Consider the following 26922-nt stretch of genomic DNA (forward strand, 5'->3'; position numbering starts at 1 on the left):
AGACGCCTCCCATTGTCACATCGTCGGGCTCTGTCCTAGACTAGATTCAGAATTGTGGAGTTTTGCATCTGAATACAAAGGGACACATTATGATTTGGTCGTTTCTGGCAGTTTTCTTTTCCGGTTGGCTCTACGTTGATGCATCGTACCGTGGGCCTCAATGGCAACGCTGGGTATTTAAGCCCGTCACCTTGCTGCTTCTGCTGGCGCTGGCCTGGCAGGCACCGATCCTCAACACCACCGACTATCTGATCCTGTTTGGCCTGCTGGCCACGCTGATTGGCGATGCGCTGACGCTGCTACCTAACCGGCGCATGCTGTACGCGATTGGCGCATTTTTCCTTTCGCATCTGCTGTATACCCTGTGCTTCGCCAGCCATATGACGCTGACCTTCTTCTGGCCGATCCCGCTGACGGTACTGGTAATAGGCGCGCTGTTGATTGCCACCATCTGGTCCAGACTGGAAGATCTGCGCTGGCCGATTTGCACCTTTATCGGCATGACCCTGTTAATGGTCTGGCTGACCACCGAGCAGTATTTCTTCCGCCCAACCGATTACAGCTTCTCGCTGATGGTGGGGACTTCGCTGCTGCTGCTGGCCAATATCGTCTGGCTTGTCAGCCACTATCGTCGCCGGTTTACCTCTGACCGGGCGATTGTCGCCGCCTGCTACTTTGCCGGTCACTTTATGATCGTGCGTTCGCTGTATCTGTAATCGCCGTAAAAGCCTTGACTCTGGAGTCCACTCCAGAGTGTAAGATGCGTCATCGGCGGGAGCGTTTCCCGCCGTTGCCCATCAGGAGGCGCCATGCATCAGCACTCATCTTCTTGCCCTTGTGGCCAACGCCATGCTCACAGCCAGCAGGGTTGCAGCAGTAAACCTCGCCCAACCATCAAAAAAATCTCGATGATGACCTCAGTCACCGCTGAAACCAGCTGTTGCAGTGATGCCGGCTGCGGTTCAGGCAGCGATGCCGATGAGGAAAGCGACAGGAGAGGTTCCGCAGAACGTTTCAGCTGGATAATCAGCGGAATGGATTGCCCCAGCTGCGCACGAAAAATTGAAACCGCCGTTAGCAAGCTGAGCGAAGTCGATACGGCTCGCGTGCTGTATGCCACCGAAAAACTGGTCGTGAACGCCGATCGCGACGTCCGCCAGCAGGTTGAAGCGGCGGTGAAGCAGGCCGGTTTCACCCTGCAACGTAGCGATGCCGTCAAAACCGACGCCGCCACGCCGGGCTTCTGGCCGGAAAATCGCGCCATTATTCTGCTTGCCGTGATGATGCTGGCCAGTTGGCTGATCGACCTTGTCAGCCCTGAAGCCGGACAGATCGCTTTCACCCTGACCACCCTCGCCGGTGCCTGGCCCATTGCCCGCAGCGCGCTGCGTTTGATCCGCAGCGGCACCCCGTTTGCCATTGAAACCCTGATGACCGTCGCGGCCATCGGCGCATTATTTATTGGCGCCACCGCAGAAGCCGCGATGGTGCTGCTGCTGTTCCTGCTGGGTGAACGGCTGGAATCCTTTGCCGCCAGCCGCGCCCGCCGTGGCGTGACCGCCTTAATGGCCCTGAAACCGGAAGAAGCTGTCCGGGTGAGCGGCGAGAAGCGTGAAACGGTTGCCCTGAGTGAACTGCGCCCCGGCGACAGAATTGAAGTGGCCGCCGGCGCGAGATTGCCCGCCGATGCGCGTTTACTCTCACCGTTTGCCAGCTTTGATGAAAGCGCATTAACCGGCGAATCGGTGCCGGTCGAGCGTCAGCAAGGCGAAGCGGTTGCCGCAGGCTGCCTGAGCGTGGACCGCCAGGTGCTGTTAGAAGTGGTATCCAAACCGGGTGAAAGTGCCATCGACCGCATTCTGCATCTGATTGAAGAAGCCGAAGCCAACCGGGCACCGATTGAGCGCTTCCTTGACCGCTTCAGCCGCATCTACACGCCGGTGATTATGGCGATGGCGCTGCTGGTCGCGGTGATCCCGCCGCTGCTGTTCGCCGCCGACTGGCAGCCGTGGATCTACAAAGGCCTGACGCTGCTGCTGATTGGTTGCCCGTGCGCATTAGTGATTTCAACGCCTGCCGCCATCACCTCCGGGCTGGCCGCGGCCTCCCGCCGGGGTGTGTTAATCAAAGGCGGTGCCGCGCTGGAGAGCCTGAACGCTATCCGCACCTTTGCCTTCGATAAAACCGGCACGCTGACCGAAGGAAAACCGCAGGTCACCGCGCTGATCCCACTGGCAGAGGAGAGTGAAGATTCCCTGCTGGCCAAAGCGGCAGCGGTGGAAACCGGTTCGTCGCATCCCTTAGCCAAAGCCATCGTGGCGCTGGCTGGCCAGCGTGGCTTAACGCTGGCAGCAGCAACCTCGCAACGTGCGCTGGCCGGCAGCGGCGTTGAGGCTATCGTCAGTGGTCACTTACTGTTAATCAGCGCGCCCGCCAGGCTGGATCAAGGCACGCTCAGCCCTGAACAGCAGGAACGGGTGAGCGCGCTGGAAGCCGAAGGAAACACCGTGGTGGTGCTGTTGCAGGAGAATCAGCCAACGGCGCTGATCGCCTTGCGTGACACGCTGCGTGCCGATGCCGCCGCCGCGTTGGCTGAGTTAAAAGCGCTGGATATTCAGGCGGTGATGCTGACCGGAGACAATCCGCGCGCCGCTGCGGCGATCGCCGGTGAGCTGGGCATTGACTACCGCGCAGGCTTGTTGCCTGCCGATAAGGTCACCGCGATTGGCGAACTGAATCAGCAGCAGCCGGTGGCGATGGTTGGTGATGGTATTAACGATGCGCCGGCAATGAAAGCCGCGACGACCGGAATTGCGATGGGCAGCGGCAGCGATGTCGCGCTGGAAACGGCGGATGCCGCGCTGACGCACAACCGGCTTGGCGGACTGGCCACGATGATCCGTATCTCCAGGGCCACGCACGCCAATATCCGGCAAAACATCACCATTGCGTTGGGGCTAAAAGGGGTGTTTCTGGTGACCACGCTGCTGGGAATTACCGGCCTGTGGCTGGCGGTACTGGCAGACTCCGGCGCGACCGCGCTGGTCACCGCGAATGCGTTAAGGCTGCTGCGCAAACGCTGAGTGGCTCCGCGTAAAGCCGGGCCCGAAGCCGATGCTTAGAGCCCTTTCTTCAGCAGATACTTATAGGGTGTCTGCTCGGTCATCTGCGCCACCAACTGGTGTTCCATAAAACGGCAGAAGCCGGGGATATCACGCGTGGTGGCCGGATCGTCGGCGATAATCAGCAGGGTTTCGCCCTCCTGCATATGACGCACGGTTTTACGCACCATCATTACAGGTTCCGGGCAGCGCAGGCCCATCGCATCGAGGGTTTGATCGGGATTGGCGAACAGATCGCTCATAGCAGTCTCATTAAAACGGAAGAAATACCTGCGCTCATTTTACCCTCACCTTTTGCATGTGCAAGTGGGTACCGCGACGATAACGTTTGCGCTAAAATTAACCGTTGCAATAGCACTCTGTTTCGGTAAGATGCCGCGCAATCGCTATTGCGACACAATTTTTCATTGGGTTCCCTCACCCCAATCTTCAAAAAGGTCATATGATGATTTCGTTCTCGAATAGTCAGCGCACGCATGCGTTGATTTGGCTGTCCCTTTTCCACGTGCTGGTGATCACCTCCAGTAACTATCTGGTGCAATTGCCGATCTCCATTTTCGGTTTTCACACCACCTGGGGCGCGTTCAGCTTCCCGTTTATCTTCCTGGCAACCGATCTCACCGTGCGCATTTTTGGCGCGCCGCTGGCTCGTCGCATCATCCTTGCGGTGATGGTCCCGGCACTGTTTATCTCCTACGCCGTCTCCGCGCTGTTCTATCAGGGTGAGTGGCAGGGCTTTGCCGCATTAGAAAACGTCAACCTGTTCGTTGCCCGCATCGCCTGCGCCAGCTTTATGGCCTACGCGTTGGGCCAGGTGCTGGATGTGCACGTCTTCAACCGCCTGCGCCAGCTGCCGCAGTGGTGGATTGCCCCGGCCTCCGCGATGTTCCTCGGCAATATCAGCGATACGCTGGCGTTCTTCTTTATCGCCTTCTACAAAAGTCCCGATCCGTTTATGGCGCAGAACTGGGTGGAGATCGCCCTGGTGGATTACAGCTTCAAGGTGCTTATCTGCATGATTTTCTTCCTGCCGGCTTACGGCCTGTTGCTGAATGCCATGCTGAAGCGTCTGGCGGAAAAATCGAACCGCGCTCAGGTTAACTTCGGCTAAGCTGCATTCTGTGACAGAGCGACAGTTGCTTTTGCCCGCTGATTACTATTTTATGAGGGGCTGTAAAGCAGCACACGACTAACGTAAAAGGGATCATGATGCGTAACTTACTGAAATATGCCGGTATCGGCTTACTGGTGGTTGGACTGACCGCCTGCGACGGCAAAGATGACAAAGCCTCTGCGGATGATAACGGCGTCAGCAGCAGCCAGAGCAGCCAGGCCGTCACCCTGATGGACGGCAAGCTGGGCTTCACCCTGCCAGCCGGGATGTCCGATCAGAGCGGCAAGCTCGGCACCCAGGCCAATAATATGCACGTCTATGCTGATGCGACCGGCCAGAAAGCGATTATCGTGATTGAAGGTGATGCGACTACCGATGGACTGGACGTGCTGGCTGGCCGCCTTGAGCAGCAGCAGCGCAACCGCGATCCTCAGCTGCAGGTCGTGACCAATAAAGCGATTGAAATCAGCGGTCAGCCTGCTCAGCAGCTGGATACGGTGATCTCCGCCAAGAACCAGTCTTCCTGGTCTTCCGTGGTGCTGGCGAAGGTGGATGGCAAACTGCTGACCATGCAGATTACGTTGCCAGCAGAAAACCAGCAGCAGTCTCAGACCGACTCTGAGAACATCATCAAAACGATTGCGCTGAAATAATCGCCGTTGTTTGAATGACAAAAAGCCCCTGCCAGCTTGCTGGTCAGGGGCTTTCTTATTTCACTGCCGCCTCCGTTACAGGCCGGCAGTCTCGCGGATATATTTTCTGGCTTTCACCGCATACTCAAACGGATTGGCTAACGCCGGATCCTGCTCGGCTTCCACCACCATCCAGCCTTTGTAGCCCGACTCGTCCAGAATTTTAAACACCGGCGTAAAGTCGATCACGCCATCGCCAGGCACGGTAAAGGTGCCTTTCTTGACGCCATCAAGGAAGGAGAGCTTCTGGCTTCTCACCTCGGCGACTACCTCATCACGCACATCTTTCAGATGCACATGGTTGATGCGCGGCAGGTACTTTTCGAGGATCGCCAGCATCTTCGCCTGACTGCCTTCCGAATAGTAGGCATGGCCAGTATCAAACAACAGGAACACGTCGTCATTGGTGATCGCCATAAAGCGGTCAATCTCTTCCGTGGTCTGGATAGCGGTGCCCATATGGTGATGCAGACAAACCTGCATGCCTTTCTCCGCCGCCAGTTTCGCCAGCTCGTTATAGCCGTCGGCGGTCAGCTTCCACTCTTCATCAGTGAAGTAAGGCTTCTCATCCAGCACCGACAGCGAGGTGCCCTGAATGCTCTTACTCTGCTCGGAACAGCCGATCACCTTCGCGCCCATCGCGTGCAGGAAATCGCGGTGGTTGATAAATTCGTCGATGGTTTTCGCTTTATCGCCGTTGGCAAAAAAGGTGCTGAACCAGGCGTTGCAGATCTGCACGCCGCGAATATCCAGCATTGGCTTCAATACCGCCGGATCGCGCGGGTATTTGCTGCCCACTTCACTGCCGGTAAATCCCGCCAGCGCCATTTCGCTGACGATTTGCTGGAAGGTATTTTCCGCACCCAGCTCCGGCATATCATCGTTGGTCCAGCCAATCGGGGCTATTGCCAGCTTAACGTTATCTTTGTTCATCGCACTCTCTCGCAAGGGGTACGGCAGCGCAGGCTGCCAGAAGTTATCTGCTCAGCAGCTCACGCTCGATCAGTTCGCGGGTTTCCACGGCCTGACGGTTCATTTTTTCCGGATAACCGAACAGCGAAGAGGCAATAATCGACTCACCGCCCACTTTGTAGGTTCGGTTGGAAAAATCCATTTCGCGCAGCGTCTGGAACAGGGTGTCGAAATCGACCTCCCCTTCACCGACACCCACATGCTGGTGAATGGTGGCATCCACGCCTGGCGGGTTAACGATGTAGCGACAATGCTTGGTGTGGTTCATGGTATCGGCAATCAGCACGTGGGACAGATCGCCACCGGCGTACTCCAGCATGCTCTTCACATCGCCCTTCCCTTTGTCGTAGAAGAAGGTGTGCGGCACGCTGTACAGGTACTTCACGTTCTCACTGCGGAATGACTTCACCAGATCGGCGGTTTCGTTATTCTCCTCGCAGAAATCCCACGGATGTGACTGGATTTCGATACGGATACCTTCACGTTCGACGATAGGTAAGATTTCTTCCATCGAGCGATAGAACATCTCTTCGCAGATTTCCGGCTCGTTCGGCGTCCCGGAAAGCTCGGTATTGATCACCTGCACGCCGGTTTCCACCGCGATCTCAATCATGCGCTTCCAGTTACGGACAGCCGCCTGACGGCGCGCTTCATCCGGGCCGGACCAGCGGTAAACCACGATATAGGACGAGATCTCCAGCCCGGTTTCACGCAGCGCGTTTTTATACTCGGTGATGATCTCCCGGCTGGCCTTCGGATGCTTATAGAACGGGTTAATCTGTGGGTGCGGAGACTGCTCAATGTACTTGTAGCCCCAGTCCGCCACCTGATGAACCATTTTGGTAATGCCCATGTCTCTGATGACGTCTACGTCAAAGGCGATTTTCATTGCGATCTCCCTGAAGCTACTTGTTGTAGAAGGCTGGACGCGCTGGCAGCTCAACCGGCTCGATAGCGCCGCTTTCCTGCGCTTTCAAACAGGCATCGGCGGCAACGGATGCGGCATAGCCATCCCATGCTGACGGGCCCTGCAAGGTTCCGGCGGTGGCATCGTTGATAAAGGCCTGCAGCTCAACGTCGTAGGCATCAATAAAGCGGTCTTTCCAGTCGGTCAGAATGGTGTTGGACAGCTTGGCGTCTTTGCGCAGCTGAACAGAAGACGGCTCTGGCAATTTGGCGATGCCGGTTTCACCGACCACTTCACACTGGATGTCGTAGCCGTATGCGCAGTTGACGTAAATCTCCACGTCAATGCGGGTGCCTTTATGGGTTTCAAACAGCACAATCTGCGGATCGCGCAGTTTTGCGTGGGTGTTTTTGGTCGAGCGCGGGAAGACCACCTGCACAGATTTGTAGTCGTCTTCGGTCAGCCAGCGCAGCACGTCCAGCTCGTGGATCAGCGTGTTGGTGATCGCCATATCGGTGGTGTAGCTTTCCGGTACGGTCGGGTTACGGTGCGCACAGTGCAGCATCAGCGGCTCGCCAATGTCACCGTCGGTGATCACTTTCTTCAACGCGCGGTAGCCGGCATCGTAAGGACGCATAAAGCCAACCTGCACCAGACGTTTGCCGTGGGCGATTTCCGCATCCACGATACGGCGGCAACCTTCAGCGCTCAGCGCCAGCGGCTTTTCGCAGAACACCGGTTTACCCGCAGCAACTGCCGCCAGGGTGAACTCTTCATGCGTTGGGTCCCAGGACGTCACAATGATCGCATCCACTTCCGAAGAGGCGATCACATCGTGGCCGTTGGCATACACTTCCGCGTCCAGACCTAACCGGCTGACAATGCCTTTCGCGCCGTCGATGTTGATATCCGAGACGGCAACCACTTTGGCGCCCTGCAGCACTTTGCTACAGCGACGAATATGTTCCTGACCAATAGCACCGGTGCCGATTACGCCAAGTTTCAGAGTCATAAAATATCCTTTATATGTAGGGGAGAGCGCGGGCATCAACCTGACCGTTATTTGCAGCCAGTGAAGATGTCCGCACTGAATTCAGAGTAAGCAAAATGAATCAGTATTCGCGTGCCTGGTCGATATGTTCGTTGAGCATTTTGGCGACCGCATCGACCCGTTCAGATTCGGAAACCTGCGCCCCGCCAACGCGCCACCAGCTGAAGTATTTGTGCACCATGGTTTTCGGCAGCACTTTGATATCAATCAGCGTGGAAACGGTCTGCTTGCGGGCATCTTCCAGCGCGTGCTTCAGCTGGTCGAGGGTGGTGACGCGATAGGTTTTGCAGCCGTAGCCACCGGCAATCGCCGCGAAGTCTACCGGCACAAAGCCGCCATTCAGCTTGCCGCCTTCCGCATTACGGAAGCGGAACTCGGTGGTGAAGCTGTCCATCCCGTGTTCCATCTGCAGGTTGTTGATGCAGCCGTTGGTCATGTTGTCGAACAGCAGCACGTTGATTTTGGCCCCTTCCTGAATGGAGGTCACCAGCTCGGAGTGCAGCATCATAAAGGAGCCATCGCCGACCATGGTGTAGACCTCACGGTGCGGCTCAGCCAGCTTGACGCCCAGCGAAGCGCTGACTTCATAACCCATGCACGAGTAGCCGTACTCGACGTGGTAGCTGTTGTAATCTTTGGTGCGCCAGACGCGCTGGAGATCGCCCGGCAGGCTACCCGCAGCGGCGACGATCACCGAATCCTTTGGGAGATGCTCATTCAGTGTCCCCAGCACGCTGCTTTGGGTGAGGAAGGAATCGGTCAGGCGGTTGAACTCGGCATAGACCGCTTCACGATCCATATGGTCATCAATTTCCGGCACAAAGCCGTCGTTGCTGTAAACCGACTGATAAACGCGCTGCGTTTCTTTCAGCAATTTGCTCTGCGCCTGGCCGATTTTCTCGCCCCAGCCGCTGGTGAAGCCCTGTGCAGCCAGACGCTCATCCAGTGCGGTCAGCGCTTCACGCGCATCGGCCACTACCTGCACGGCATCGAGCTTGTAGGCGTCAAAATTGCTGACGTTAATGTTGATGTAGCTGACGTCCGGATTGTGGAAAATCCATTTCGAGGCGGTAGTAAAGTCGGTGTAACGGGTACCGACGCCGATCACCAGATCCGCCTCTTTCGCCAGCAGGTTAGCCGCCAGACAGCCGGTTTCGCCCACGCCGCCGACGTTCAGCGGATGGTCAGAAACAATGGTGCCTTTACCGGCCTGGGTTTCCGCAAAGGGGATCTGATGGCGCTCGGCGAACTGGCGCAGCGCCTCACCGGCTTCGGAGTATTTCACCCCGCCACCGCAGACGATAATTGGCTTACGCTTACCGGCGATCATCTTCAGTGCGGCTGCCAGCTGGGCTTCGGTTGGCAGGCGGCGATCCAGCAGATGCACGCGCTTCTGGAAGAAATAATCCGGGTAGTCATAGGCTTCGCCCTGCACGTCCTGCGGCAGAGAAATCGTTACCGCGCCGGTTTCAGCCGGGTCGGTCAGCACGCGCATGGCATTGATACAGGCGGTCATCAGCTGCTCCGGGCGGCTGACGCGGTCCCAGTATTTGCTGACCGCGCGGAAGGCATCATTGGTGCTGATGCTGAGGTCATGACTCTGTTCAATCTGCTGCAGAACCGGGTCCGGCTGGCGGGTCGCAAACACATCGCCGGGCAACAGTAAGAGAGGAATTCGGTTAGCCGATGCGGTGCCCGCAGCGGTGATCATATTGGCCGCACCCGGTCCGACAGAAGAGGTACAGGCGATGATTTCACGGCGCAGTTTCTGTTTGGCGAAGCCGATGGCCGCGTGCGCCATACCCTGTTCGTTACGACCCTGCATAACCACCAGGTCGCCGCTGTCCTGCTCCAGTGCCTGACCGAGGCCCAGCACGTTGCCGTGACCGAAGATGGCAAAAATCCCTTTTACGAACTTGGTTTCAACGCCATCTACCGACAGATACTGGTTGTCCAGGAATCTGACCAGAGCCTGTGCTGTGGTTAATCTACTCTTACCCATGTGCTCTTCCTTAACGGTGAGGCTGAAAAAGTGAAACGTGAGGCGATTATAAACAAATATTTTTTTCACTAAACAGAATTACAGAAGAAACATTTCATTTTGCGAGAGAGATCAAATTATGCGATGAAACGACTCTGCGCGGGGTGATCGCGCGGTCAGATTTGGAACAATAAAGAGGATGTCTGAGCAGTAAAGAAAATTTCGTTTCACTTCAAGGGCTTTGCCCGAACGGCTTTTGCAGTTTGCGAGCAGGCTCACACCGCCTGGATCGCCACAACCCGCCGCCGCTTTTGATCCCCCGCAACGACGATCCCCAGAGTTTTATCCACCTCACACTTTTGGGGTATTAATTTCATTTTGTGTTGAAGTTGAAATTTTTATTCTCCATACTCATTTCCATATTGAATCCGGGCGTCCGGACGTTACGTTCAGGCGAGTCCGCTGGAAAAGCGCAGCTGAGTCGGCTTATCAGAGAAGGAAACAACAGGTATGAGTACACAACAGAAACGGCTTGATGTGATTTGTATCGGGCGCATTGCCGTTGACCTCTATGGCCAGCAAATTGGCGCCCGCCTTGAAGATATGAGTACGTTTTCGAAATATCTCGGCGGTTCGTCGGGTAACGTGGCGTACGGCACGGCGATCCAGGGGCTGAAGTCCGGCATGCTGGCCCGCGTGGGCGATGAACATATGGGCCGTTTTCTGCGCGAAGAGCTGCAGCGCGTGGGTGCCGATACCGAATGTCTGATCACCGACAAAACCCGGCTGACAGGCCTGGTGATCCTCGGAATTAAGGATCAGGACACCTTCCCGCTGGTGTTCTACCGCGATAACTGCGCCGATATGGGGCTGATCCCGGAAGATATCAGTGAAGAGTACATCACCTCTTCCCGTGCGGTGGCGGTCACCGGCACGCACCTTTCGCATCCTCAGACCCGCGCGGCGGTTTTAAAGGCGCTGGAAATTGCCCGTCAGAATGGCTTACGCACCGCGCTGGATATTGATTACCGTCCGGTGCTGTGGGGACTGACCTCGCTCGGCGACGGTGAAACGCGCTTTGTGGAATCCGAGCACGTCACGCAACAGCTGCAAGAAGTGCTGCACTATTTCGATCTGGTGGTCGGAACGGAAGAAGAGTTTCATATTGCTGGCGGCAGCACCGATACCCTGACCGCGCTGAAAAACGTTCGTCAGGCGACGAAAGCCACGCTGGTCTGCAAACGTGGTCCGATGGGCTGCGTGGTGCTGGAAGGCGAGATCCCGGACAGCTGGGAAGAGACCAAATTACAAAGCGGCGTGCGCGTGGAAGTATTGAACGTGCTGGGCGCAGGCGATGCCTTTATGTCTGGCCTGCTGCGCGGCTGGTTGAATGACGAAAGCTGGGAGCAGGCCTGTCGCTATGCCAATGCCTGCGGCGCCCTGGTGGTGTCACGCCATGGCTGCGCGCCAGCGATGCCAACCAAAGCTGAACTGGATGATTTCCTCAGCCGCGATAAGGACGTCAAGCGTCCGGACCTCGACAGCCGCCTGAATCACCTGCACCGCGTCACCACCCGCAAGCAACAGTGGCCAGAGCTGTGTGTCTTTGCCTTCGACCACCGTAAACAGCTGGTGGGTATGGCTAATGAAGCGGGCGTCGACACGTCACGCCTGCCTGAACTGAAGCTGTTGCTGCTGCGTGCGGCAGAAGAAGCCGCCGGTGAAGCCGGGCTGGATGGCCGCAGCGGGATCCTCGCTGACACCACCTTCGGACAGCCGGCGCTGAACGCCATTACCGGTAAAGGCTGGTGGAGTGGTCGCCCGATTGAGTTACCCAGCTCCCGTCCGCTGCGCCTTGAGCACGGCAACATCGGTTCCCAGCTGGTCGACTGGCCGCAGGAACACGTGGTGAAATGCCTGGTGTTCTACCATCCGCATGACAGCGCCGAACTGCGTAAAGAGCAGGATGAGCTGGTGATGGACGTGTGGAACGGCTGTAACAAAACCGGCCACGAACTGCTGCTGGAAGTGATCCTGCCGGAGGGCAATCCGGACAAGAAAGAGTCTTACTACCTCGATATCCTGACCCACTTCTACTCGATGGGTATTCAGCCGGACTGGTGGAAACTGCCGCCGCTGAAACTGGAAAGCTGGCAGGCAATCAGTGGCCTGATCGAGCGGGAAGATCCGAACTGTCGCGGCATCCTGATCCTCGGCCTCGATGCGCCGGAAGAGAAGCTGAAAGCCGGTTTCGCTGACGCCGCAAAAGCACCGTGGGTGAAAGGGTTTGCCGTCGGCCGCACCATCTTCGGCCAGCCTTCACGCCAGTGGCTGCAAGGCGAGCTGGATGATGACGCGCTGATCGCCCAGGTGAAAAGCAACTACCATCAGTTGATCAATTACTGGCGCGAAGTGCGGCCAGCGAAGTAATCCGTTAAACCGGGCAGGAACGCGACAGGATCGGCGATTGGCAATGCCAGCGGCCGCTGAACAGTCACCGGTTCCTGCCCTTTTACCTTCCTGTTCTGCCCTTTCAACCTTCACATCCCGCCCTTTTCACTCCGCTTATTTCTCTTCACGAACGAATTCCCCCTTCCTTCTGCTCTCTTTTCAGCCAGAATCTGTGATTCCATTCATATCCCGATGAAATAGATCCCCTGAAATCCGTTAGAAAGTGAAATTTTTTGTTCATCTGGTAGAATATCGGACAGAACAAACGACTTATTTTATTTAGCGAGCCGAAGTAATGACCAACAACCCAACGCAGCTTTCCCTGTTGCAGGACGACATCCGCCGTCGCTACGACACCCTGAGTAAGCGCCTGAAACAGGTGGCTCGTTATATTCTGGACAACAGCAACAGCATTGCCTTTGACACCGTGGCCTCGATTGCCCAACAGGCCGACGTACCGCCTTCTACCCTGATCCGCTTCTCGAATGCCTTTGGCTTTAGCGGCTTCAACGAAATGAAACAGGTTTTCCGTCAGCACCTGATGGAAGAGACGGTGAACTACACCGAGCGCGCACGGCTGTTCCGCCAGACCTCGACCGATGAAACGGCTGCTCCACCCGAGAACCCGGCTGAAATCCTTAATGTGTTCACCATGGTGAATTCACAGGCGCTGCAACAGCTGGCGATGCAGACCAATCCCGAGCAGTTGGATAAAGCAGTTGAGATGCTGCATCAGGCAGAGAACATCTACGTGATTGGCCTGCGCCGTTCGTTCAGCGTGGCGTCCTATCTGACCTATGCGCTGCGCCATCTGGAACGCCGTGCCTTCCTGATTGACGGCCTGGGCGGGATGTTTACCGAGCAGCTGAGCATGGTGAATCCGAAGGATGTGGTGATTGCCATCAGCTATTCGCCGTATGCGCGTGAAGCGGTGGAACTGGTTGAGTTAGGGGCCAAACGTGGGGCGCATCTGATTGCGATCACCGACAGCCAGGTCAGCCCGCTGGCCGCTTTCAGCGACGTCTGTTTTGTGGTGCGTGAGGCGCAGGTTGATGGCTTCCGTTCGCAGGTGGCTTCACTGTGCCTGGCCCAGACGCTGGCCGTTTCGCTGGCGCTCAACAACGCCGATAAGGCATAAAAAAACGGGTGGAAAATTCCACCCGTTTTTTTGTTGCATCCCGTTCTACTTTTCGACCGGATACGCATCGCTGTTCACCCAGGCGTGATCCTTCTCCCAGGTAAATTTCCACAGTCGAACCGGCCCGGCCATCACGTTCAGATAGTAATTGTCGTAACCGGCAATGGTGGCGACCGGGTGATACCCGCGCGGCACCGTGACCACATCGCGGTTATAGGCCGCCATGCACTCATCCAGCGAGCGATCGTCGGTATAGACGCGCTGCATAGCAAAGCCCTGCTCCGGATTAAACCGATGGTAATAGGTCTCTTCCAGATAGGTTTCGTTTTCTGAGTTTTCCTGATCGTGCTTGTGGCTCGGATAGGAGCTGGTGTCACCTTCGTTGGTATACACTTCCACCACCAGCAGGCTGTCCGCTGGCTTATCATCAGGCAGAATATTGTGCACCAGACGCTTGTTACGCCCCTTGCCACGCTGCTCCACGCCGACGTCCGCCGGCGAAATCAGTCTGGCCGGTAACGCGCCCTTGCCCGGCGCATGACAGACCGCCAGCTCAAGGTCGGAATCCGCATAGACTTCCACTTTGTCGTTGTTCGGCACATACACCGAGTAAGGCGGCGTGCGTTCAAACGGCGACATCCGCTTACCGATGCCGGGGAATTCAGCGTGCAGCGTCTTCACCGACGCCAGGCCGGCAACCAGCACCAGGCACAGCTCTTTATCGCCACTCTCCAGCTGCAGGGTCTGCCCCTTTTTCAGCTGATAAGCATCAAAGCCAACGTAACGCCAGCCCACGCTCTCCGGCGTCACGTGCTGAATGCGCCCTTGCGCATCCGGTTTTTGTACTTTGGACAACAATGACATTCAATTCTCCTTCACTCTCCTCTGGCGCCTTGCAGCCGCGCCAGAGGTTTTGGAATGTATGAATTATCCCAGCGTCGGCATGCTGAACTCTGAAACGGTTTTCTGACCGCTCGGCCAGCGCACGGTCGCCGTTTTCATTCGGGTGTAGAAGCGCACGCCGTCTGGCCCATGCACGTTCAGCGCGCCAAACACCGAACGCTTCCAGCCACCAAAGCTGTGGAAGGCCATCGGTACCGGCACCGGCACGTTAACGCCGACCATACCGGCCTGCACTTCACGCACAAAGTCACGGCCGGTGTGGCCATTGCTGGTGAAGATAGCGCTACCGTTACCAAACTCATGGCTGTTAACCAGCTTCAACGCGCTGGCGTAATCCGGCGCGCGCATGATGCTCAGCACCGGCCCGAAGATCTCTTCACGCCAGATCACCATATCGGAAGTCACGTTGTCGAACAGCGTACCGCCCACGTAGTAACCTTCGTTGTAGCCTTCCACCTGGAAGTTACGGCCGTCGACCACCAGCTTGGCGCCTTCCTGCTCACCTTTATCGATGTAGCCCAGCACTTTCTTCTGGTGCGCAGCGGAAACCACCGGCCCCATCTCATTCTCTTCACTGCCTTTCTGAATACCCGGGCCCACGCGCAGGGCTTTCACCAGCGGCGTCAGCGCAGCAATCAGTTTGTCTGCGGTGTCATCACCTACCGCCACCACAACCGGCAGCGCCATGCAACGTTCGCCCGCTGAACCGAAAGCACCGCCCATGATGGCATTGACGGTTGCTTCCAGGTCGGCATCCGGCATCACGATGGCGTGGTTTTTAGCCGCACCAAACGCCTGCACACGCTTGCCATGGGCACTGGCGGTTTTATAGATATGTTCTGCCACGCCGGAAGAACCGACGAAGCTCACCGCCTGCACGCGCGGATCTTTATACAGCTGCTCAGCATCTTCATTCGAGCAGTGGACCACGTTAAAGACGCCATCCGGCAGGCCGGCTTCGGTCAGCAGTTCTGCCATACGCACCGATGCAGAAGGATCCAGCGCCGGTGGCTTGAGGACGAAGGTATTGCCGCAGGCCAGCGCGATGGGGAACATCCACAGTGGCACCATCGCCGGGAAGTTGAACGGGGTAATCCCGGCCACCACGCCCAGCGGCTGCATCAGCGAGTAGCTGTCCACGCCGGTTGCCACGTCGGCGGAGTTCTCGCCCTTAATAAGATGCGGGATACCGCAGGCAAATTCGACCACTTCCAGACCGCGCGTCAGTTCACCCAGCGCATCTGACCAGACTTTACCGTGTTCGCTGACGATCAGTTCAGCCAGCTCTTCGCGGTGTTGTTCCATCAGGGCTTTAAAGTTGAACATCACGCGCGCACGACGGAGAGGCGAGGTGCGTGACCAGTCTTCAAAGGCGTTATGCGCCACTTCAATGGCGTGAGTCACCTCATCGGCGGTGCTTTGCGTCAGTTCGCGCACCGGTTTGCCGGTAGCCGGATCGTAAATTGGGATGGTTTCATTGCTGGCGCTCTGAGACGTTTTTCCGCCAATAAAATTGCCTACGATAGTCATGTTCTGGCCTCTTTGATGTGAGTATTCCCTGCGGGCTGCCGCGTTTAGCCGCTGGCAACCTGACCGGACAAATCCCGAATGCGTGCAAGGACAGTATTATATTGGAATAAATTTTTCAAATATTTCACTTTAGAAAATTCATTTTTAGCGGCCTGGATCGCATTTTTACCCGCTGAGCGGTTGCCAGAGCCGATTGCTACCGGCCGCCGACGAAATTCAGCGGAAACTTAACAATGGCGCGGCTCATGGGCATGTCAGCGTCAGACAATTAATTGCCATTTTCGCCTGCGACAGGGCTCACATTTCCTCCCATTCGTTGCGGCTTTACGCCGAAAAAAACGAAATTTTGCGAGAGCGATCCAAAAATTTAAATTTCATAATTCACCAAACATGAAATAAATGTTCTTTTATAGGCCATAACCTGAGGCCATCCTCCTTCTGCACAAAAAAGGGCCTCTTCTGATCCTCTCTACCTTGCTTGCAGGAGCAGCACCATGGCGATTGACCCTACCCGTTTCTGTATTAACCGTAAGATTGCCCCCGGCCTCAGCATCGAACAGTTTTTCCAACTGGTGAATAAGCTTGGGCTGCATAAAGTCGAACTGCGTAACGATATGCGTGGCGGGAGCGTCACCGACAATCTGAGCCATGCCGAAGTGAAAGCGCTGGCGCAGCGTTACGATCTTGAAATTGTCACCATCAACGCGGTCTACCCGTTTAACCAGGCTGACGATGCGTTGATGGCGAAAGCGGAAGGCTTACTGAAAGATGCTCAGGGCGTTGGCGCAAAAGCGCTGGTGCTGTGCCCGCTGAACGACGGTACGCCGGTTTCCGAGCAGCAGACGCTTGAGGCGCTGCAAAAACTCGGTCCGCTGTTTGCTCAGTATGGCATTGAAGGGCTGGTTGAGCCGCTGGGCTTCCCGGTGAGTTCGCTGCGCTCGGCGCAAAAGGCGCAGGCATTGATCCGGGATGCCAACGTGCCGTTCCGCCTGGTGCTGGATACCTTCCACCATTTCCTTTATGAGAAGGCAGAAGAAGAGTTTGCCAGCGGGGTGGATATCAACGCGATTGGCCTGGTGCATCTGTCTGGCGTGGAAGATGGCCGCCCGACCAGCGAACTGACCGATGAAGAGCGCATTATGCTGACCGAAGGGGATGTGCTGAAAACTGCCGCTCAGGTGCAGCGTCTTGAGCAGTTGGGCTACCGCGGAATTTATGCTTTCGAGCCGTTCTCCTCGGTGATGGACAGCTGGAAAGCGGCGGATATTGAGCGTGAAATCCGTCGTAGTATCGAAATCTTGCAGGATTAATTCCGGGGGTAAACGCCCCCCCCTTATCTGTGTCACTTTGGCGGCAGCTGTCGAACTGCCGCTATTTTTTTGCTGTTACCCGCGTGCATGCAGGCGTCCAGCCGGGCTCAGGACATCTCGACCAGCGCCTCTTTTTGCCCCTTCAGCATCCGCTTTAGTCTGACCGTCAGCAGCATGGCCACGCAAACCAGCAATGCGCTGATCAGGTAGATCACCGGCACGCCGAGATAGCTCATGGCAAACCCGGCCAGCGGCCCGGTTATGCCCAACGACAGATCCATAAAGGTGGTATAGGCGGCCAGCGCGCTGCCCTGATTTTGGGGCGGAACGGCTTTCACCGCCACCACGCCAACGGCCGGGAACACCAGCGAGAAACCGGCACCGGTGAAGAACGCGCCCAGCTTTGCCATCCACGGGTCGACCGATCCCCATACCAGAAACAGCCCCACGGCTTCCACCGCAAAGCAAACCAGCGCGACGGCCAGCCCGCCATGGCGGTTAATGGCATTAGGAAACAGCAGACGCGTACCGACAAATGCCCCGCTGAACAGGGTCAGCGCCCAGGCAGCGCCATCCCATCCCTTATCCTGATAAAACAGGGTGATAAAGGTGGCGATGACCCCAAACCCGGCGGAGCCCATCGCCAGGATCACGCCATATCCCCAGATTTTGCCCAGCACGGCGCGGAACGGCAGCGGCTTACCTTTGCTGCTGGTGACGTTCGGTCTGGGAAGCGCAAACAGAATGGCGATCAGTGCGATAGCAATGATGATCCCCGCCAGCAGCAGCAGGCCGCCCCACTGATAAATGCCCACGCCGAGCGGTGCGCCAATCGCCATGGCACCGTAGGTGAAAATCCCGTTCCACGAAATAACCCGACCAATATGCAACGAACCCACCACGCCCACGCCCCACAGCGTGGACCCGGTGCCGGCGAAGCTTTGCCCGACGCCTAAGATCACCCGCCCCAGGCAGAGCATCACCAGGCTTAACACCGGCAGCGCGCTTTCCACCGCCGCCAGCGCATAGCAGATGCCACTCAGCAGCGCGCCGCACAGGCCAAACACCACCACCTTTTTTGGCCCCCACAGATCGGCATAGCGGCCGGCATGGGGACGACTGAGCAGGGTGGCGAAGTATTGCAGGCTGACCACCAGGCCCGCCCAGAAGGCGCTGTAGCCCATCACGTCATGGACGTAGCCCGGCAGGACCGCCAGCGGCAAGCCAATGGTCAGGTAGCTGGCAAAATTGAAAATCACCACGGAAATGATGCGCAGATTCAAGCGTAAACCGCTTTGAGCAGGCTCCAGCGCGGGTTGATCAGGCATGGGGATCGGGACTCTGTTAACACCAACACGAGGGTTCACTATACCTTGATTTCCCCCCTGCCTGTCATCCCCCGTTTACAGGATTGTCACAATTGCCGCCATAAATCCGTCACATAGCGCTCCTATACTGCCGCCTTAATGAAGTCCCAAAGAGGATAAAAAATATGTCAGCTCCCCTGATTTTCCCCCAGGAGAGCGCGAACCGTCGGTCACCGCTGACGGTCTGTGGGCTATGCCTGTTCATTACCGAGGCCGCCTTATGACGCGCACTCCGATCCGCATTGTGCTGAAGGGCATTCAATATGCCTTTGGCGATCAGCGCGTCCTGCAACAGCTCGACCTGACGGTTGAAGCCGGCACCACCGTGGCGCTGCTGGGCCCGTCCGGCTGTGGCAAAAGCACGCTGCTGAAACTGCTGGCCGGTCTGTTGCAACCGCAGCAGGGCGAAATCCACTTTGGTGACCGGCTGATTGCCAGCCCGCGAAGTGCGCTTCCCCCGGAACAGCGTGATATCGGCATGGTGTTTCAGGACTACGCGCTGTGGCCGCATATGACGGTGGCGCAGAACGTCGGCTTCCCGTTGTTGATGCGCAAGGTAGCGACCGCCGAACGGCTGAAGAAAACCATGATTGCCCTTGAGCGCGTCGACCTGGCCAACTTCGCCCTGCGCCGGCCTGCCGATCTGTCAGGCGGCCAGCAACAACGCGTGGCGCTGGCGCGCGCCATCATTGCCGAGCCCGGCATCCTGTTGTTTGATGAGCCGCTGTCTAACCTCGACCGCGATCTGCGTGAATCCTTATGCCGTGAAATGAGCAGCCTGCTAAGCCAGCTCGGCACCACCGCAGTGTATGTCACCCACGATCGTAACGAGGCCGAACTGCTCGCCAGCCGCATTGTTCACCTGTCACACGGTTCGGTGACGTCCATCCAGGCCGTCACGCCATTCTCTGGGGAATTAGCATGAAATCCATTTTGACAAAAAAAACAGGAGCCATCGTCGCGATGATCTTCACCTCCGCCATGATGATAAATGACGCCAGTGCGCTGACGGTGTATACCGCCGGACCGGGTTCGCTGGCCAAAAAACTGGCCGCCGGTTACGAGAAGCAAACCGGCGTGAAAGTGAATATTTTCCAGGCCACCACCGGCAAGGTGATGGCCCGTCTGGAAGCCGAACAGGCCAATCCGCTGGCCGACGTGCTGATTTCCGCCTCCTGGGATACGGCAGAAGATTTGCAGCATCGCGGCTGGCTGCTGTCGTATCAGAGCGCCAACGCGGCTAAGGTGCCGGATGCGCTGAAGAGCGATGCCTATGTGGCACAGGGTATTTCCGCACTGGGCATCGTCTGGAACACCAAAAGCGGCACCCCGGAGCCGAAAGAGTGGGCCGACCTCACCACGCCTGCGTTTAAGGACAAGGTGACCACCCCCGATCCGTCGATGTCTGGCGCCTCGCTGGACCTGTTAATCGGCCTGCAAAACGGCATGGGTGACGGTGCCTGGCAGCTGTTCGATAAGCTGAAAGCCAACGGCATGGTGATCAGCGGCCCGAATGCGCAGGCGCTGACGCCGGTGTTACAGGGTGCGAAAGCCGCCGTCTTCGGCGCGGTGGATTATGTCTCTTACGGCAGCATTCAGGATGGCGAAGCGATCAAAGTGATCTTCCCGGAAAGCGGCACCGTGGTGGCCCCGCGCCCGATGATGATCCTTAAGTCGACGCAGCACGCCGCCGACGCCAAAGCCTTTATCGATTATGTGCTGTCACCGGAAGGCCAGGGGTTAGTGGCTGATGCATGGCTGATGCCGGCGCGATCGGATATTGGCGCGAAACGCCCGCTGCTCAGCGATCTGAAAATCCTGCCTGCGCAGAGCGAGGCAAAGAGTGACCGTGCGGCGGTTCTTCAGCGCTTTGGTAAATTATTTGCAGCACCATAACGCGACCCGACGCCCTGGAAATCTGCCTGTGAAACTGCGCCTGATGCCCCTGCTGACCGTGGCTCTTTTGATGGTATTGGTGGCGCTGCCGCTGCTGTTTATTTTGCTGCAGGCGCTGTTCCCGGCGCTCAGCGAAGGATCGCTGGCCGGGGCGTTTTCGACTATCCCGGCGCTGCTAAGGGATCCAGAACTGCCGACGCTGCTGGTGGGCACGCTGAAAACCGGCGTTGGCGTGGCGCTGTTCAGCGCGCTGCTGGGGATCCCGTTGGGCACCTTGCGCGGCCTGTTTCATCTGCCGCTGGCCCGCGTTTGGGATGTGCTGATGCTGATCCCGTTCCTGACCCCGCCCTATATCGCCGCGCTCAGCTGGATGCTGGCGCTGCAGCAAAATGGCTACCTGATGCAGCTGGGCGGGCCGAACCTCAACACCCTGCTGTTCAGCCAGACCGGCATCATGCTGATCATGACGCTGAACATTTTCCCGGTGGTGTACTTTGCCGTGTCGCGCAGCATGCTGGCGAGCGGTCAGCGGCTGGCCACGGTGGCCCGGGTACATGGCGCTTCCGCCTGGCGGGCGTTCTGGCACGTTTCACTGCCGATGGCGCTGCCCGCGCTGGCGGCGGGTGTGCTGCTGGCCTTCACCCTGGCGATTGAGGAGTTCGGCGTACCGGCGGCACTTGGCCCGCGTGCGGGTGTGGTGATGCTGACCGTCGGCATTGAACAGCGGCTGGCGGACTGGCCGATCGACCTGCCCGGTGCCTCGTTGCTTTCCGTAATGCTGGTGCTGATTGCCCTTGCGGCCTTTGCGCTGCAAAAGCAGCTGACCGGCAATAAAGAAGTCACCAGCATTACCGGCAAACCGGCGCAGAGCAGCCCGGTTCTGCTGGGTGTGTGGAAAATCCCGGTGATGGCGCTGTTTACCCTGGTTTCAGTGGTGGTGGTGGCGATGCCGCTCTGCTCGCTTTACGTCACCGCGCTGATGTCGACGCTGTCCGGCGGGCTGCACCTGGCTAACCTCACCGATCGCCATTTTGTCGCACTGTTCGCGCAGCAAAGCGAAGCGTTGTCGGCCCTTTCCACCAGCGTGGCGCTGGCGCTGGGTGCCGCTGCCATTACCGGCGTGCTGGGTTTTCTGGCGGCCTGGCTGGTGGTGGAAGGCAAAATGCGGGGCGCGAAAATAATCGATGCCCTGTCGTTGCTGCCTGCTGCCATCCCAGGCGTGGTGGTCGGCGTGGGGTTAATCCTACTGTGGAACCGATCGTTCTGGCCGGTTTCGCCTTACAACAGCTGGGCGATCTTACTGCTGTCGTACTGCTGCATTCTGCTGCCGTGGCCGGTGCGCTATGTCGGCAGCGCGCTGAAACAGATTGGCGGCAATCTGGAACCCGCCGCCCGCGTGCACGGGGCCAGCTCGCTGCAGGCGCTACGCCATATTATTCTGCCGCTGGTGTTTCCCAGCCTGCTGGCGGCGATGCTGATGGTATTTGCTATCGCCTCCCGCGAGCTGGTGACCTCGCTGCTGCTGGCACCCGCCGGTACGCAAACGGTGGCGGTGTTTATCTGGCGGCAGTTTGAACAGGGCTCGGTCGGTCAGGGAATGGCGATGGCCAGTATTGCGATGACGGTGAGTTTGCTGCTGATGCTGGCGGCGCTGGCGCTGCTGCAAAAACAGGGAAAAGCCTCCGATCTTTCCTAAAAGCATCCTGGCACTGTTCAGAGGCGTTAAACTTACGCATCTGAGGTTGAACTGGAGAGGGAATGAGCGAACTGCAGCAGGAAAAGATCGGGCAGAATATGCTGTTGAAAATGGCCACGCTGATTGTGATTTTGGCGGGTATCAAAGCGGCATCAGAGATTCTGGTGCCGTTTTTAATGGCGCTGTTTCTGGCCATTGTGTTGAACCCGCTGGTCACCTATTTGATGCGCAAAGGCGTCAGGCGGGGCCTGGCCATCAGCCTGGTGATGCTGGGCGTGCTGATTGTTATTGGCCTGCTGGTGGCGATGGTGGCCGGATCGGTCAATGAATTCAGCGACATCTACCCGCAAATCCGCGCGCAGATGGAGCATAAGCTGGGGATCGTGCAGCACTTTGCCGCCACCTTCCATATCAACCTCTCCACCGAACGTATGGCCGAGCGGCTGGATCCGAATTCGTTGATGAACGTCGCCACCACGGTACTGAGCCAGTTCTCTGGGGCGATGACCAATGTGGTGCTGCTGCTGATGACCGTGGTGTTTATGCTGTTTGAGGTGCATCACCTGCCCTACAAGCTTCGTTTCGCGCTGGTGAACCCGAAAATCCGCATTGCCGGTTTGCATAAGGCGCTGAAAGGCGTCACCCATTATCTGGCGCTGAAAACGCTGATCAGTCTGATTACCGGGGCCGCCGTCTGGCTGTCGCTGTTTCTGCTGGGGGTGAAGTTTTCACTGCTGTGGGGCGTCGTCGCCTTTGTGCTGAACTTTATTCCCAATATCGGCCCAATCATTGCCGGCATTCCGCCGCTAATCCAGGCACTGCTGCTGAATACGGTGTTTGATGCCGCGATGGTCGCGGTGCTGTTCACCGTGATTCATATGGTATTTGGCAATATGCTGGAGCCGCGCGTGATGGGCAAAGGGCTGGGACTCTCCAGCCTGGTGGTGTTTCTGTCGTTGATTTTCTGGGGCTGGCTGCTGGGGCCGGTGGGTATGCTGCTTTCCGTGCCGCTGACCAGCGTGTGTAAAATCCTGATGGAAACCACGCCGGGCGGCAACAAGCTGGCGATCCTGCTGGGGAATGGCAGACCGAAAGAGAAAAAGGCGCTGACCCGAAGAAAGTCGGCGAGCGAATAAGCGGCGTTCCGGCCTCAACGGTGGCGGCTGAACCCGCCACCCACCTGATTACTGTCCGCTAAAAAGCCGATCGTAGACGTGCTGGATATGCCGCTCCATGCACGCTCTGGCTCGCTCAGGATCGCGTTCAACGATCGCCTGGCTGATATTGGCGTGATCCTGATTCATCTCGCGCGGGAAGTCGCTTTCAGCGTAGTGACTCTCCAGCCGCAGAAAACGGCTGCTTTTGCGCTTATTCCACAGGTATTCCATCATCTCGGCCAGCACTTCGTTGCCGGTCATCGCGGCGATCAGCAGATGAAAGCGCTTGTCTTCATGCAGGAACTTTTCGTCATTGACGTGCAGCTGGATCAGGTCCTGAGTCACTTCCTTCAGCTCGGCGCGCTGGTCATCCGTGCCATTGCGCGCCGCCAGCTCTGCGGTCATGCCTTCGTACAGCAACCGGGCGTTAATCAGCGCTTTCAGGCTAAATTCATCCTCCACCAGCGGCGCATCGGTTTTTGGCAGCAGGCTGCTGACAAACACGCCGTTGCCGGTGCGGATTTCCACCCAGCCGGTGATTTCCAGCGCAATTAACGCTTCGCGGATCGATGAGCGGCTGACACCCAGCTGCTTTGCCAGCTCCCGCTCTGGCGGCAGCATCGCACCCGGCGCAAATTGCCCTTTGCGGATGCAGCCAATCAGCAGCGAGGAAATCTGCCGGTAAAGTCGTTCAGGTTTTAAGGTAGGTAATTCCATTATCCGCGCTCCTGCCGGGCCATCTGGCAGGCAGCTTAGCATAAGCCATCGGGCTTTTTGACCGTGGCCGACGGCCAAACCTGCGATCCGGATCACGGCACTCCACCGCCGTTGCGTTTTATCCTTGGTCCAGCGGCCTGACCACTGGGCCGGAACCGGTTTTTTCCTGCGTATTTAAGGAGCTCTGCATGGAACACACATGGCGCTGGTATGGCCCAAACGATCCCGTTTCGCTGGACGATGCCCGCCAGGCGGGAGCAACCGGCATCGTCACCGCCCTGCATCACATTCCGAATGGCGAGGTCTGGCCGGTAGAAGAGATTCAGGCTCGCCAGGCACTGCTGGCTGAAAAAGGGCTGGTGTGGTCGGTGGTGGAAAGCATACCCATCCATGAGTCGATCAAAACCCAGCGTGGTGATTATCAGCATTACATCGCCAACTATCAGCAGTCGATCCGCAATCTTGGCCGCTGCGGCATTGATACCGTCTGCTACAACTTTATGCCGGTCCTCGACTGGACGCGTACCGATCTGGCCTGGACCCTGCCGGATGGCGCCAAAGCGCTGCGCTTCGACCATATCGCTTTTGCCGCCTTCGAACTGCATATTTTACAGCGGCCGAACGCCAGCCAGGATTACGACGCGCAGGAACAGAACGCCGCCGCTGACTACTTCAATGCCATGACGCCGGACGCCATCGAGACCCTGACTCGCAACATTATTGCCGGCCTGCCGGGCGCGGAAGAAGGCTACACGCTGGAGCAGTTCCAGGCCCAGCTTTCGCAGTACGACGGCATCGATAAAGCCGGTCTGCGTAGACATATGGCGGCGTTTCTGCAGGCCATCGTGCCGGTGGCGGAAGCGTCCGGCATCGTGCTGGCGGTACATCCGGACGATCCTCCGCGCCCAATCCTCGGCCTGCCGCGCATTGTGTCCACGCTGGAAGATATGCAGTGGCTGAAAGAGACCGTGGACAGCGTGCATAACGGGTTCACCTTCTGCACCGGCTCCTACGGCGTGCGGGAAGATAACGATTTAGTGAAGATGGCGGAAACCTTCTCCGACCGCATTCACTTCGCCCATTTACGTTCGACGTTGCGCGAAGAGAACCCGAAAAGCTTCCACGAGGCGGCTCATCTTGGCGGTGATGTGGAGATGGTTGGCGTGGTGAAGGTGATTCTGGCGGAAGAGCAGCGTCGCCGTCAGCAGGGCAACACGCGCGGGATCCCGATGCGTCCCGACCACGGTCACCAGATGCTGGATGACCTGCACAAGAAGACCAATCCGGGCTATTCGGCCATCGGTCGTCTGAAGGGGTTAGCGGAAGTGCGCGGTGTGGAAGTGGCACTGAAGCAGATCTATTTTAACGACTGAGGTTGCGGGGCCAGACGCGGGTCTGGCCCGTTATTTAGCGTCTAGTCGACAATAAACAGCTGCGCGCCGGTGTGGGTCCAGGAGCGATGCGCTTCGGCATCATCGGCGACCTGATAACTCATCCCCGCCGTCAGGGTGAAGACCCGACCATCGTCGAGTTCGGTATGCAGCTCGCCGGAAAGACACAGCAGAATATGCCCTTTGGAGCACCAGTGATCCGCCAGGTATCCGGCGGTATATTCGACCATTCTGACGCGAACGTCGCCGAAATGCTGGGTGCGCCACAGCGCTTTGCCGGTTTCGCCAGGGTGTTCAGTGGTGGCCAGTGCAGACCAGGCCGTGGTGCCAAACGGAATATCACTCATCTTCATGGTGCGGATGTCCTGGATTTTGGAGGCTGGTCGCAGCATAGCAACGGCGCAACGCGTATGTCCTGCTGTATTTAACGCCGCAACGGCTTAAAAATGCGCGTACTTGGTATAAATCAGCAAAGGGGTGTTTATGCTGTGAATACTCTCCCCGGTGCGCAAACGGTCGATAACCTCGATACCCAGCTCAATTTCCCGTTGAATATCATGGCCCAGCACAATGTCCATTTCCCCGGTTTCCAGCAGGCTGCGGGTATAGTCACTCAGCTCATGGCCGATAAACACCACCTCGTTAGCCAGCCCCTTTTCCGTCAGGGCACGAGCGACGCCGCGATTACCGCCGGCCATATTATAAATACCGGCCATCGGCGGGTTGTCTGCGAGAAACTTTTTCACGCTTTGATACGAGCTTTCCGATTCATCGTTGGTATTCACCCTTTCCACGACCGTCAGATGCGGAAACTCCATCCGCAGCGCCCGGCGAAACCCCACTTCCCGCTCTTCCTGGGTGCGGTAGGTCGAGCTGAAAATCAGCAAAATATTGCCGGGCTGTTTCGGCAGCATCCGGCCCATCAGCCAGCCCGCGGTGGAGCCGGTGCTGATCTGATCCAGGCCGACATAGGCGGTGCGCCGCGAATTGGGCAGATCGCTGGTCAGGCAGATCACATGCACGCCGTTATCAATCGCCTCGCGCACCGCGCGGTTGATTTTAACGTCGTCGCGGCAGACTAGTAACACCGCTTCCGATTCTGCGGCACGGCGGGCGATCAGCTGGCTGAAGCGCTCGGTGTTCACCTGCACATTCGCCACGCTGTCAAAACTGAAGGCGATTTCCGGATGAGCCGCGATATAGCGCCGGGCTTCCTGCTCCACCAGGCTGATAAAACTGGTGCCGGACTCGCAGATAAAGGCGATGCGCCGCTGCTGCCCGGCAACGCCGCTCTCATCCCAGTTGCCGCCCAGTCGCTGTATCGCCAGTTTGACCTTTTTTCGCGTGACGTCACGCACGCCCGCGCGCCCGTTCAGCACCCGATCGACGGTGGCCATACTGATCCCGGCCTCTTTGGCGATTTCAGCGATGGTCGGTCCTTTCCAGCTGTTTTTGTCAGGCATGCCTGCATCCCTTTCCTTGCGCGTGAGGTGTTTTTCATCATAGTGCAAAGCCCGCATTCAGCCA

23 protein-coding genes are annotated in these 26922 nt (G+C 57.7%); 12 read left to right on the forward strand and 11 right to left on the reverse strand.

Translation table 11 applies throughout. The features are described from left to right. Positions 1-89: 89 nt before the first annotated feature. Together E2F51_RS05605 and E2F51_RS05610 are read left to right on the forward strand one after the other, a co-directional pair. Positions 90-716, forward strand: a complete 627-nt coding sequence (locus E2F51_RS05605; RefSeq protein ID WP_013204258.1) for a lysoplasmalogenase — start codon at positions 90-92, stop codon at positions 714-716. Positions 717-809: 93 nt separating this feature from the next. Then, positions 810-3083, forward strand: coding sequence for a zinc/cadmium/mercury/lead-transporting ATPase (locus tag E2F51_RS05610; protein ID WP_134822934.1), 2274 nt, complete (start codon positions 810-812; stop codon positions 3081-3083). 35 nt (positions 3084-3118) lie between these two features. On the opposite strand, the gene tusA is transcribed toward E2F51_RS05610, so the two are convergent. After that, the gene (tusA, locus tag E2F51_RS05615) at positions 3119-3364 is read right to left on the reverse strand and encodes a sulfurtransferase TusA (RefSeq protein WP_013204261.1); all 246 of its coding nucleotides are present in this window, start codon (positions 3362-3364) and stop codon (positions 3119-3121) included. A 203-nt stretch (positions 3365-3567) separates the two neighbouring features. Between tusA and E2F51_RS05620 the strand changes: the two genes are divergently transcribed. Together E2F51_RS05620 and E2F51_RS05625 are read left to right on the forward strand one after the other, a co-directional pair. After that, positions 3568-4233: a 7-cyano-7-deazaguanine/7-aminomethyl-7-deazaguanine transporter gene (locus tag E2F51_RS05620; protein WP_013204262.1), complete on the forward strand. Its 666-nt coding sequence runs from the start codon at positions 3568-3570 to the stop codon at positions 4231-4233. A gap of 98 nt (positions 4234-4331) precedes the next feature. Beyond that, complete coding sequence (locus E2F51_RS05625) at positions 4332-4889, forward strand: DcrB family lipoprotein (protein ID WP_013204263.1); 558 nt, start codon at positions 4332-4334, stop codon at positions 4887-4889. A gap of 75 nt (positions 4890-4964) precedes the next feature. Here E2F51_RS05625 and iolE read toward each other — a convergent pair whose 3' ends face one another. The 4 genes from iolE to iolD form a co-directional block, all read right to left on the reverse strand. After that, the gene (gene iolE, locus E2F51_RS05630; protein WP_134822935.1) at positions 4965-5861 is read right to left on the reverse strand and encodes a myo-inosose-2 dehydratase; all 897 of its coding nucleotides are present in this window, start codon (positions 5859-5861) and stop codon (positions 4965-4967) included. Positions 5862-5904: 43 nt separating this feature from the next. Next, a complete protein-coding gene (locus tag E2F51_RS05635; RefSeq protein ID WP_134822936.1) occupies positions 5905-6789 on the reverse strand; it encodes a sugar phosphate isomerase/epimerase family protein in 885 nt (294 codons plus the stop codon). A gap of 16 nt (positions 6790-6805) precedes the next feature. After that, the gene (locus tag E2F51_RS05640) at positions 6806-7819 is read right to left on the reverse strand and encodes a Gfo/Idh/MocA family protein (protein WP_013204266.1); all 1014 of its coding nucleotides are present in this window, start codon (positions 7817-7819) and stop codon (positions 6806-6808) included. Between the two features lie 100 nt (positions 7820-7919). Beyond that, positions 7920-9860 (reverse strand): 3D-(3,5/4)-trihydroxycyclohexane-1,2-dione acylhydrolase (decyclizing), encoded by a 1941-nt coding sequence (gene iolD / locus E2F51_RS05645; RefSeq protein WP_134822937.1) that lies wholly within the window; start codon positions 9858-9860, stop codon positions 7920-7922. A 489-nt stretch (positions 9861-10349) separates the two neighbouring features. Between iolD and iolC the strand changes: the two genes are divergently transcribed. Both iolC and E2F51_RS05655 read left to right on the forward strand, forming a co-directional pair. Next, a complete protein-coding gene (gene iolC / locus E2F51_RS05650) occupies positions 10350-12269 on the forward strand; it encodes a 5-dehydro-2-deoxygluconokinase (protein WP_134822938.1) in 1920 nt (639 codons plus the stop codon). A gap of 316 nt (positions 12270-12585) precedes the next feature. Beyond that, the gene (locus E2F51_RS05655) at positions 12586-13428 is read left to right on the forward strand and encodes a MurR/RpiR family transcriptional regulator (RefSeq protein ID WP_013204269.1); all 843 of its coding nucleotides are present in this window, start codon (positions 12586-12588) and stop codon (positions 13426-13428) included. A 45-nt stretch (positions 13429-13473) separates the two neighbouring features. Here E2F51_RS05655 and iolB read toward each other — a convergent pair whose 3' ends face one another. Together iolB and E2F51_RS05665 are read right to left on the reverse strand one after the other, a co-directional pair. Then, positions 13474-14292, reverse strand: coding sequence for a 5-deoxy-glucuronate isomerase (iolB, locus tag E2F51_RS05660; RefSeq protein ID WP_134822939.1), 819 nt, complete (start codon positions 14290-14292; stop codon positions 13474-13476). A 63-nt stretch (positions 14293-14355) separates the two neighbouring features. After that, positions 14356-15861: a CoA-acylating methylmalonate-semialdehyde dehydrogenase gene (locus E2F51_RS05665; RefSeq protein ID WP_013204271.1), complete on the reverse strand. Its 1506-nt coding sequence runs from the start codon at positions 15859-15861 to the stop codon at positions 14356-14358. A gap of 494 nt (positions 15862-16355) precedes the next feature. Here E2F51_RS05665 and E2F51_RS05670 point away from each other — a divergent pair, with 494 nt between their 5' ends. Beyond that, positions 16356-17171, forward strand: a complete 816-nt coding sequence (locus E2F51_RS05670; protein WP_105760382.1) for a TIM barrel protein — start codon at positions 16356-16358, stop codon at positions 17169-17171. A gap of 107 nt (positions 17172-17278) precedes the next feature. Here the strand turns inward: E2F51_RS05670 and E2F51_RS05675 are convergent, their stop codons facing one another. Further along, a complete protein-coding gene (locus tag E2F51_RS05675) occupies positions 17279-18499 on the reverse strand; it encodes an MFS transporter (protein WP_013204274.1) in 1221 nt (406 codons plus the stop codon). A 259-nt stretch (positions 18500-18758) separates the two neighbouring features. Here E2F51_RS05675 and E2F51_RS05680 point away from each other — a divergent pair, with 259 nt between their 5' ends. The 4 genes from E2F51_RS05680 (at position 18759) to E2F51_RS05695 (ending at position 23266) form a co-directional block, all read left to right on the forward strand. After that, the gene (locus tag E2F51_RS05680; protein ID WP_013204275.1) at positions 18759-19463 is read left to right on the forward strand and encodes an ABC transporter ATP-binding protein; all 705 of its coding nucleotides are present in this window, start codon (positions 18759-18761) and stop codon (positions 19461-19463) included. Then, positions 19460-20434 carry an ABC transporter substrate-binding protein gene (locus E2F51_RS05685; RefSeq protein WP_134822940.1) on the forward strand — a complete coding sequence of 325 codons (975 nt, stop codon included), beginning with the start codon at positions 19460-19462 and terminating at the stop codon, positions 20432-20434. Before E2F51_RS05680 ends, E2F51_RS05685 begins: the two co-directional genes overlap by 4 nt. 43 nt (positions 20435-20477) lie before the next feature. Further along, the gene (locus E2F51_RS05690) at positions 20478-22130 is read left to right on the forward strand and encodes an ABC transporter permease (protein WP_371732178.1); all 1653 of its coding nucleotides are present in this window, start codon (positions 20478-20480) and stop codon (positions 22128-22130) included. 62 nt (positions 22131-22192) lie between these two features. Continuing rightward, the gene (locus tag E2F51_RS05695; RefSeq protein ID WP_013204278.1) at positions 22193-23266 is read left to right on the forward strand and encodes an AI-2E family transporter; all 1074 of its coding nucleotides are present in this window, start codon (positions 22193-22195) and stop codon (positions 23264-23266) included. 48 nt (positions 23267-23314) lie between these two features. Here the strand turns inward: E2F51_RS05695 and E2F51_RS05700 are convergent, their stop codons facing one another. Further along, positions 23315-24004: a FadR/GntR family transcriptional regulator gene (locus E2F51_RS05700; RefSeq protein ID WP_134822941.1), complete on the reverse strand. Its 690-nt coding sequence runs from the start codon at positions 24002-24004 to the stop codon at positions 23315-23317. Between the two features lie 188 nt (positions 24005-24192). On the opposite strand from E2F51_RS05700, the gene uxuA reads away from it, so the two are divergent. Further along, positions 24193-25377, forward strand: coding sequence for a mannonate dehydratase (gene uxuA, locus E2F51_RS05705; protein WP_134822942.1), 1185 nt, complete (start codon positions 24193-24195; stop codon positions 25375-25377). A 41-nt stretch (positions 25378-25418) separates the two neighbouring features. On the opposite strand, the gene E2F51_RS05710 is transcribed toward uxuA, so the two are convergent. Both E2F51_RS05710 and E2F51_RS05715 read right to left on the reverse strand, forming a co-directional pair. Continuing rightward, positions 25419-25748, reverse strand: a complete 330-nt coding sequence (locus E2F51_RS05710) for a DHCW motif cupin fold protein (RefSeq protein ID WP_134822943.1) — start codon at positions 25746-25748, stop codon at positions 25419-25421. Between the two features lie 87 nt (positions 25749-25835). Next, complete coding sequence (locus tag E2F51_RS05715; RefSeq protein ID WP_134822944.1) at positions 25836-26858, reverse strand: LacI family DNA-binding transcriptional regulator; 1023 nt, start codon at positions 26856-26858, stop codon at positions 25836-25838. Positions 26859-26922 lie beyond the last annotated feature (64 nt).

Source organism: Erwinia sp. QL-Z3, assembly GCF_004551645.1.
GTDB classification, from domain to species: Bacteria; Pseudomonadota; Gammaproteobacteria; order Enterobacterales; family Enterobacteriaceae; genus Erwinia; species Erwinia billingiae.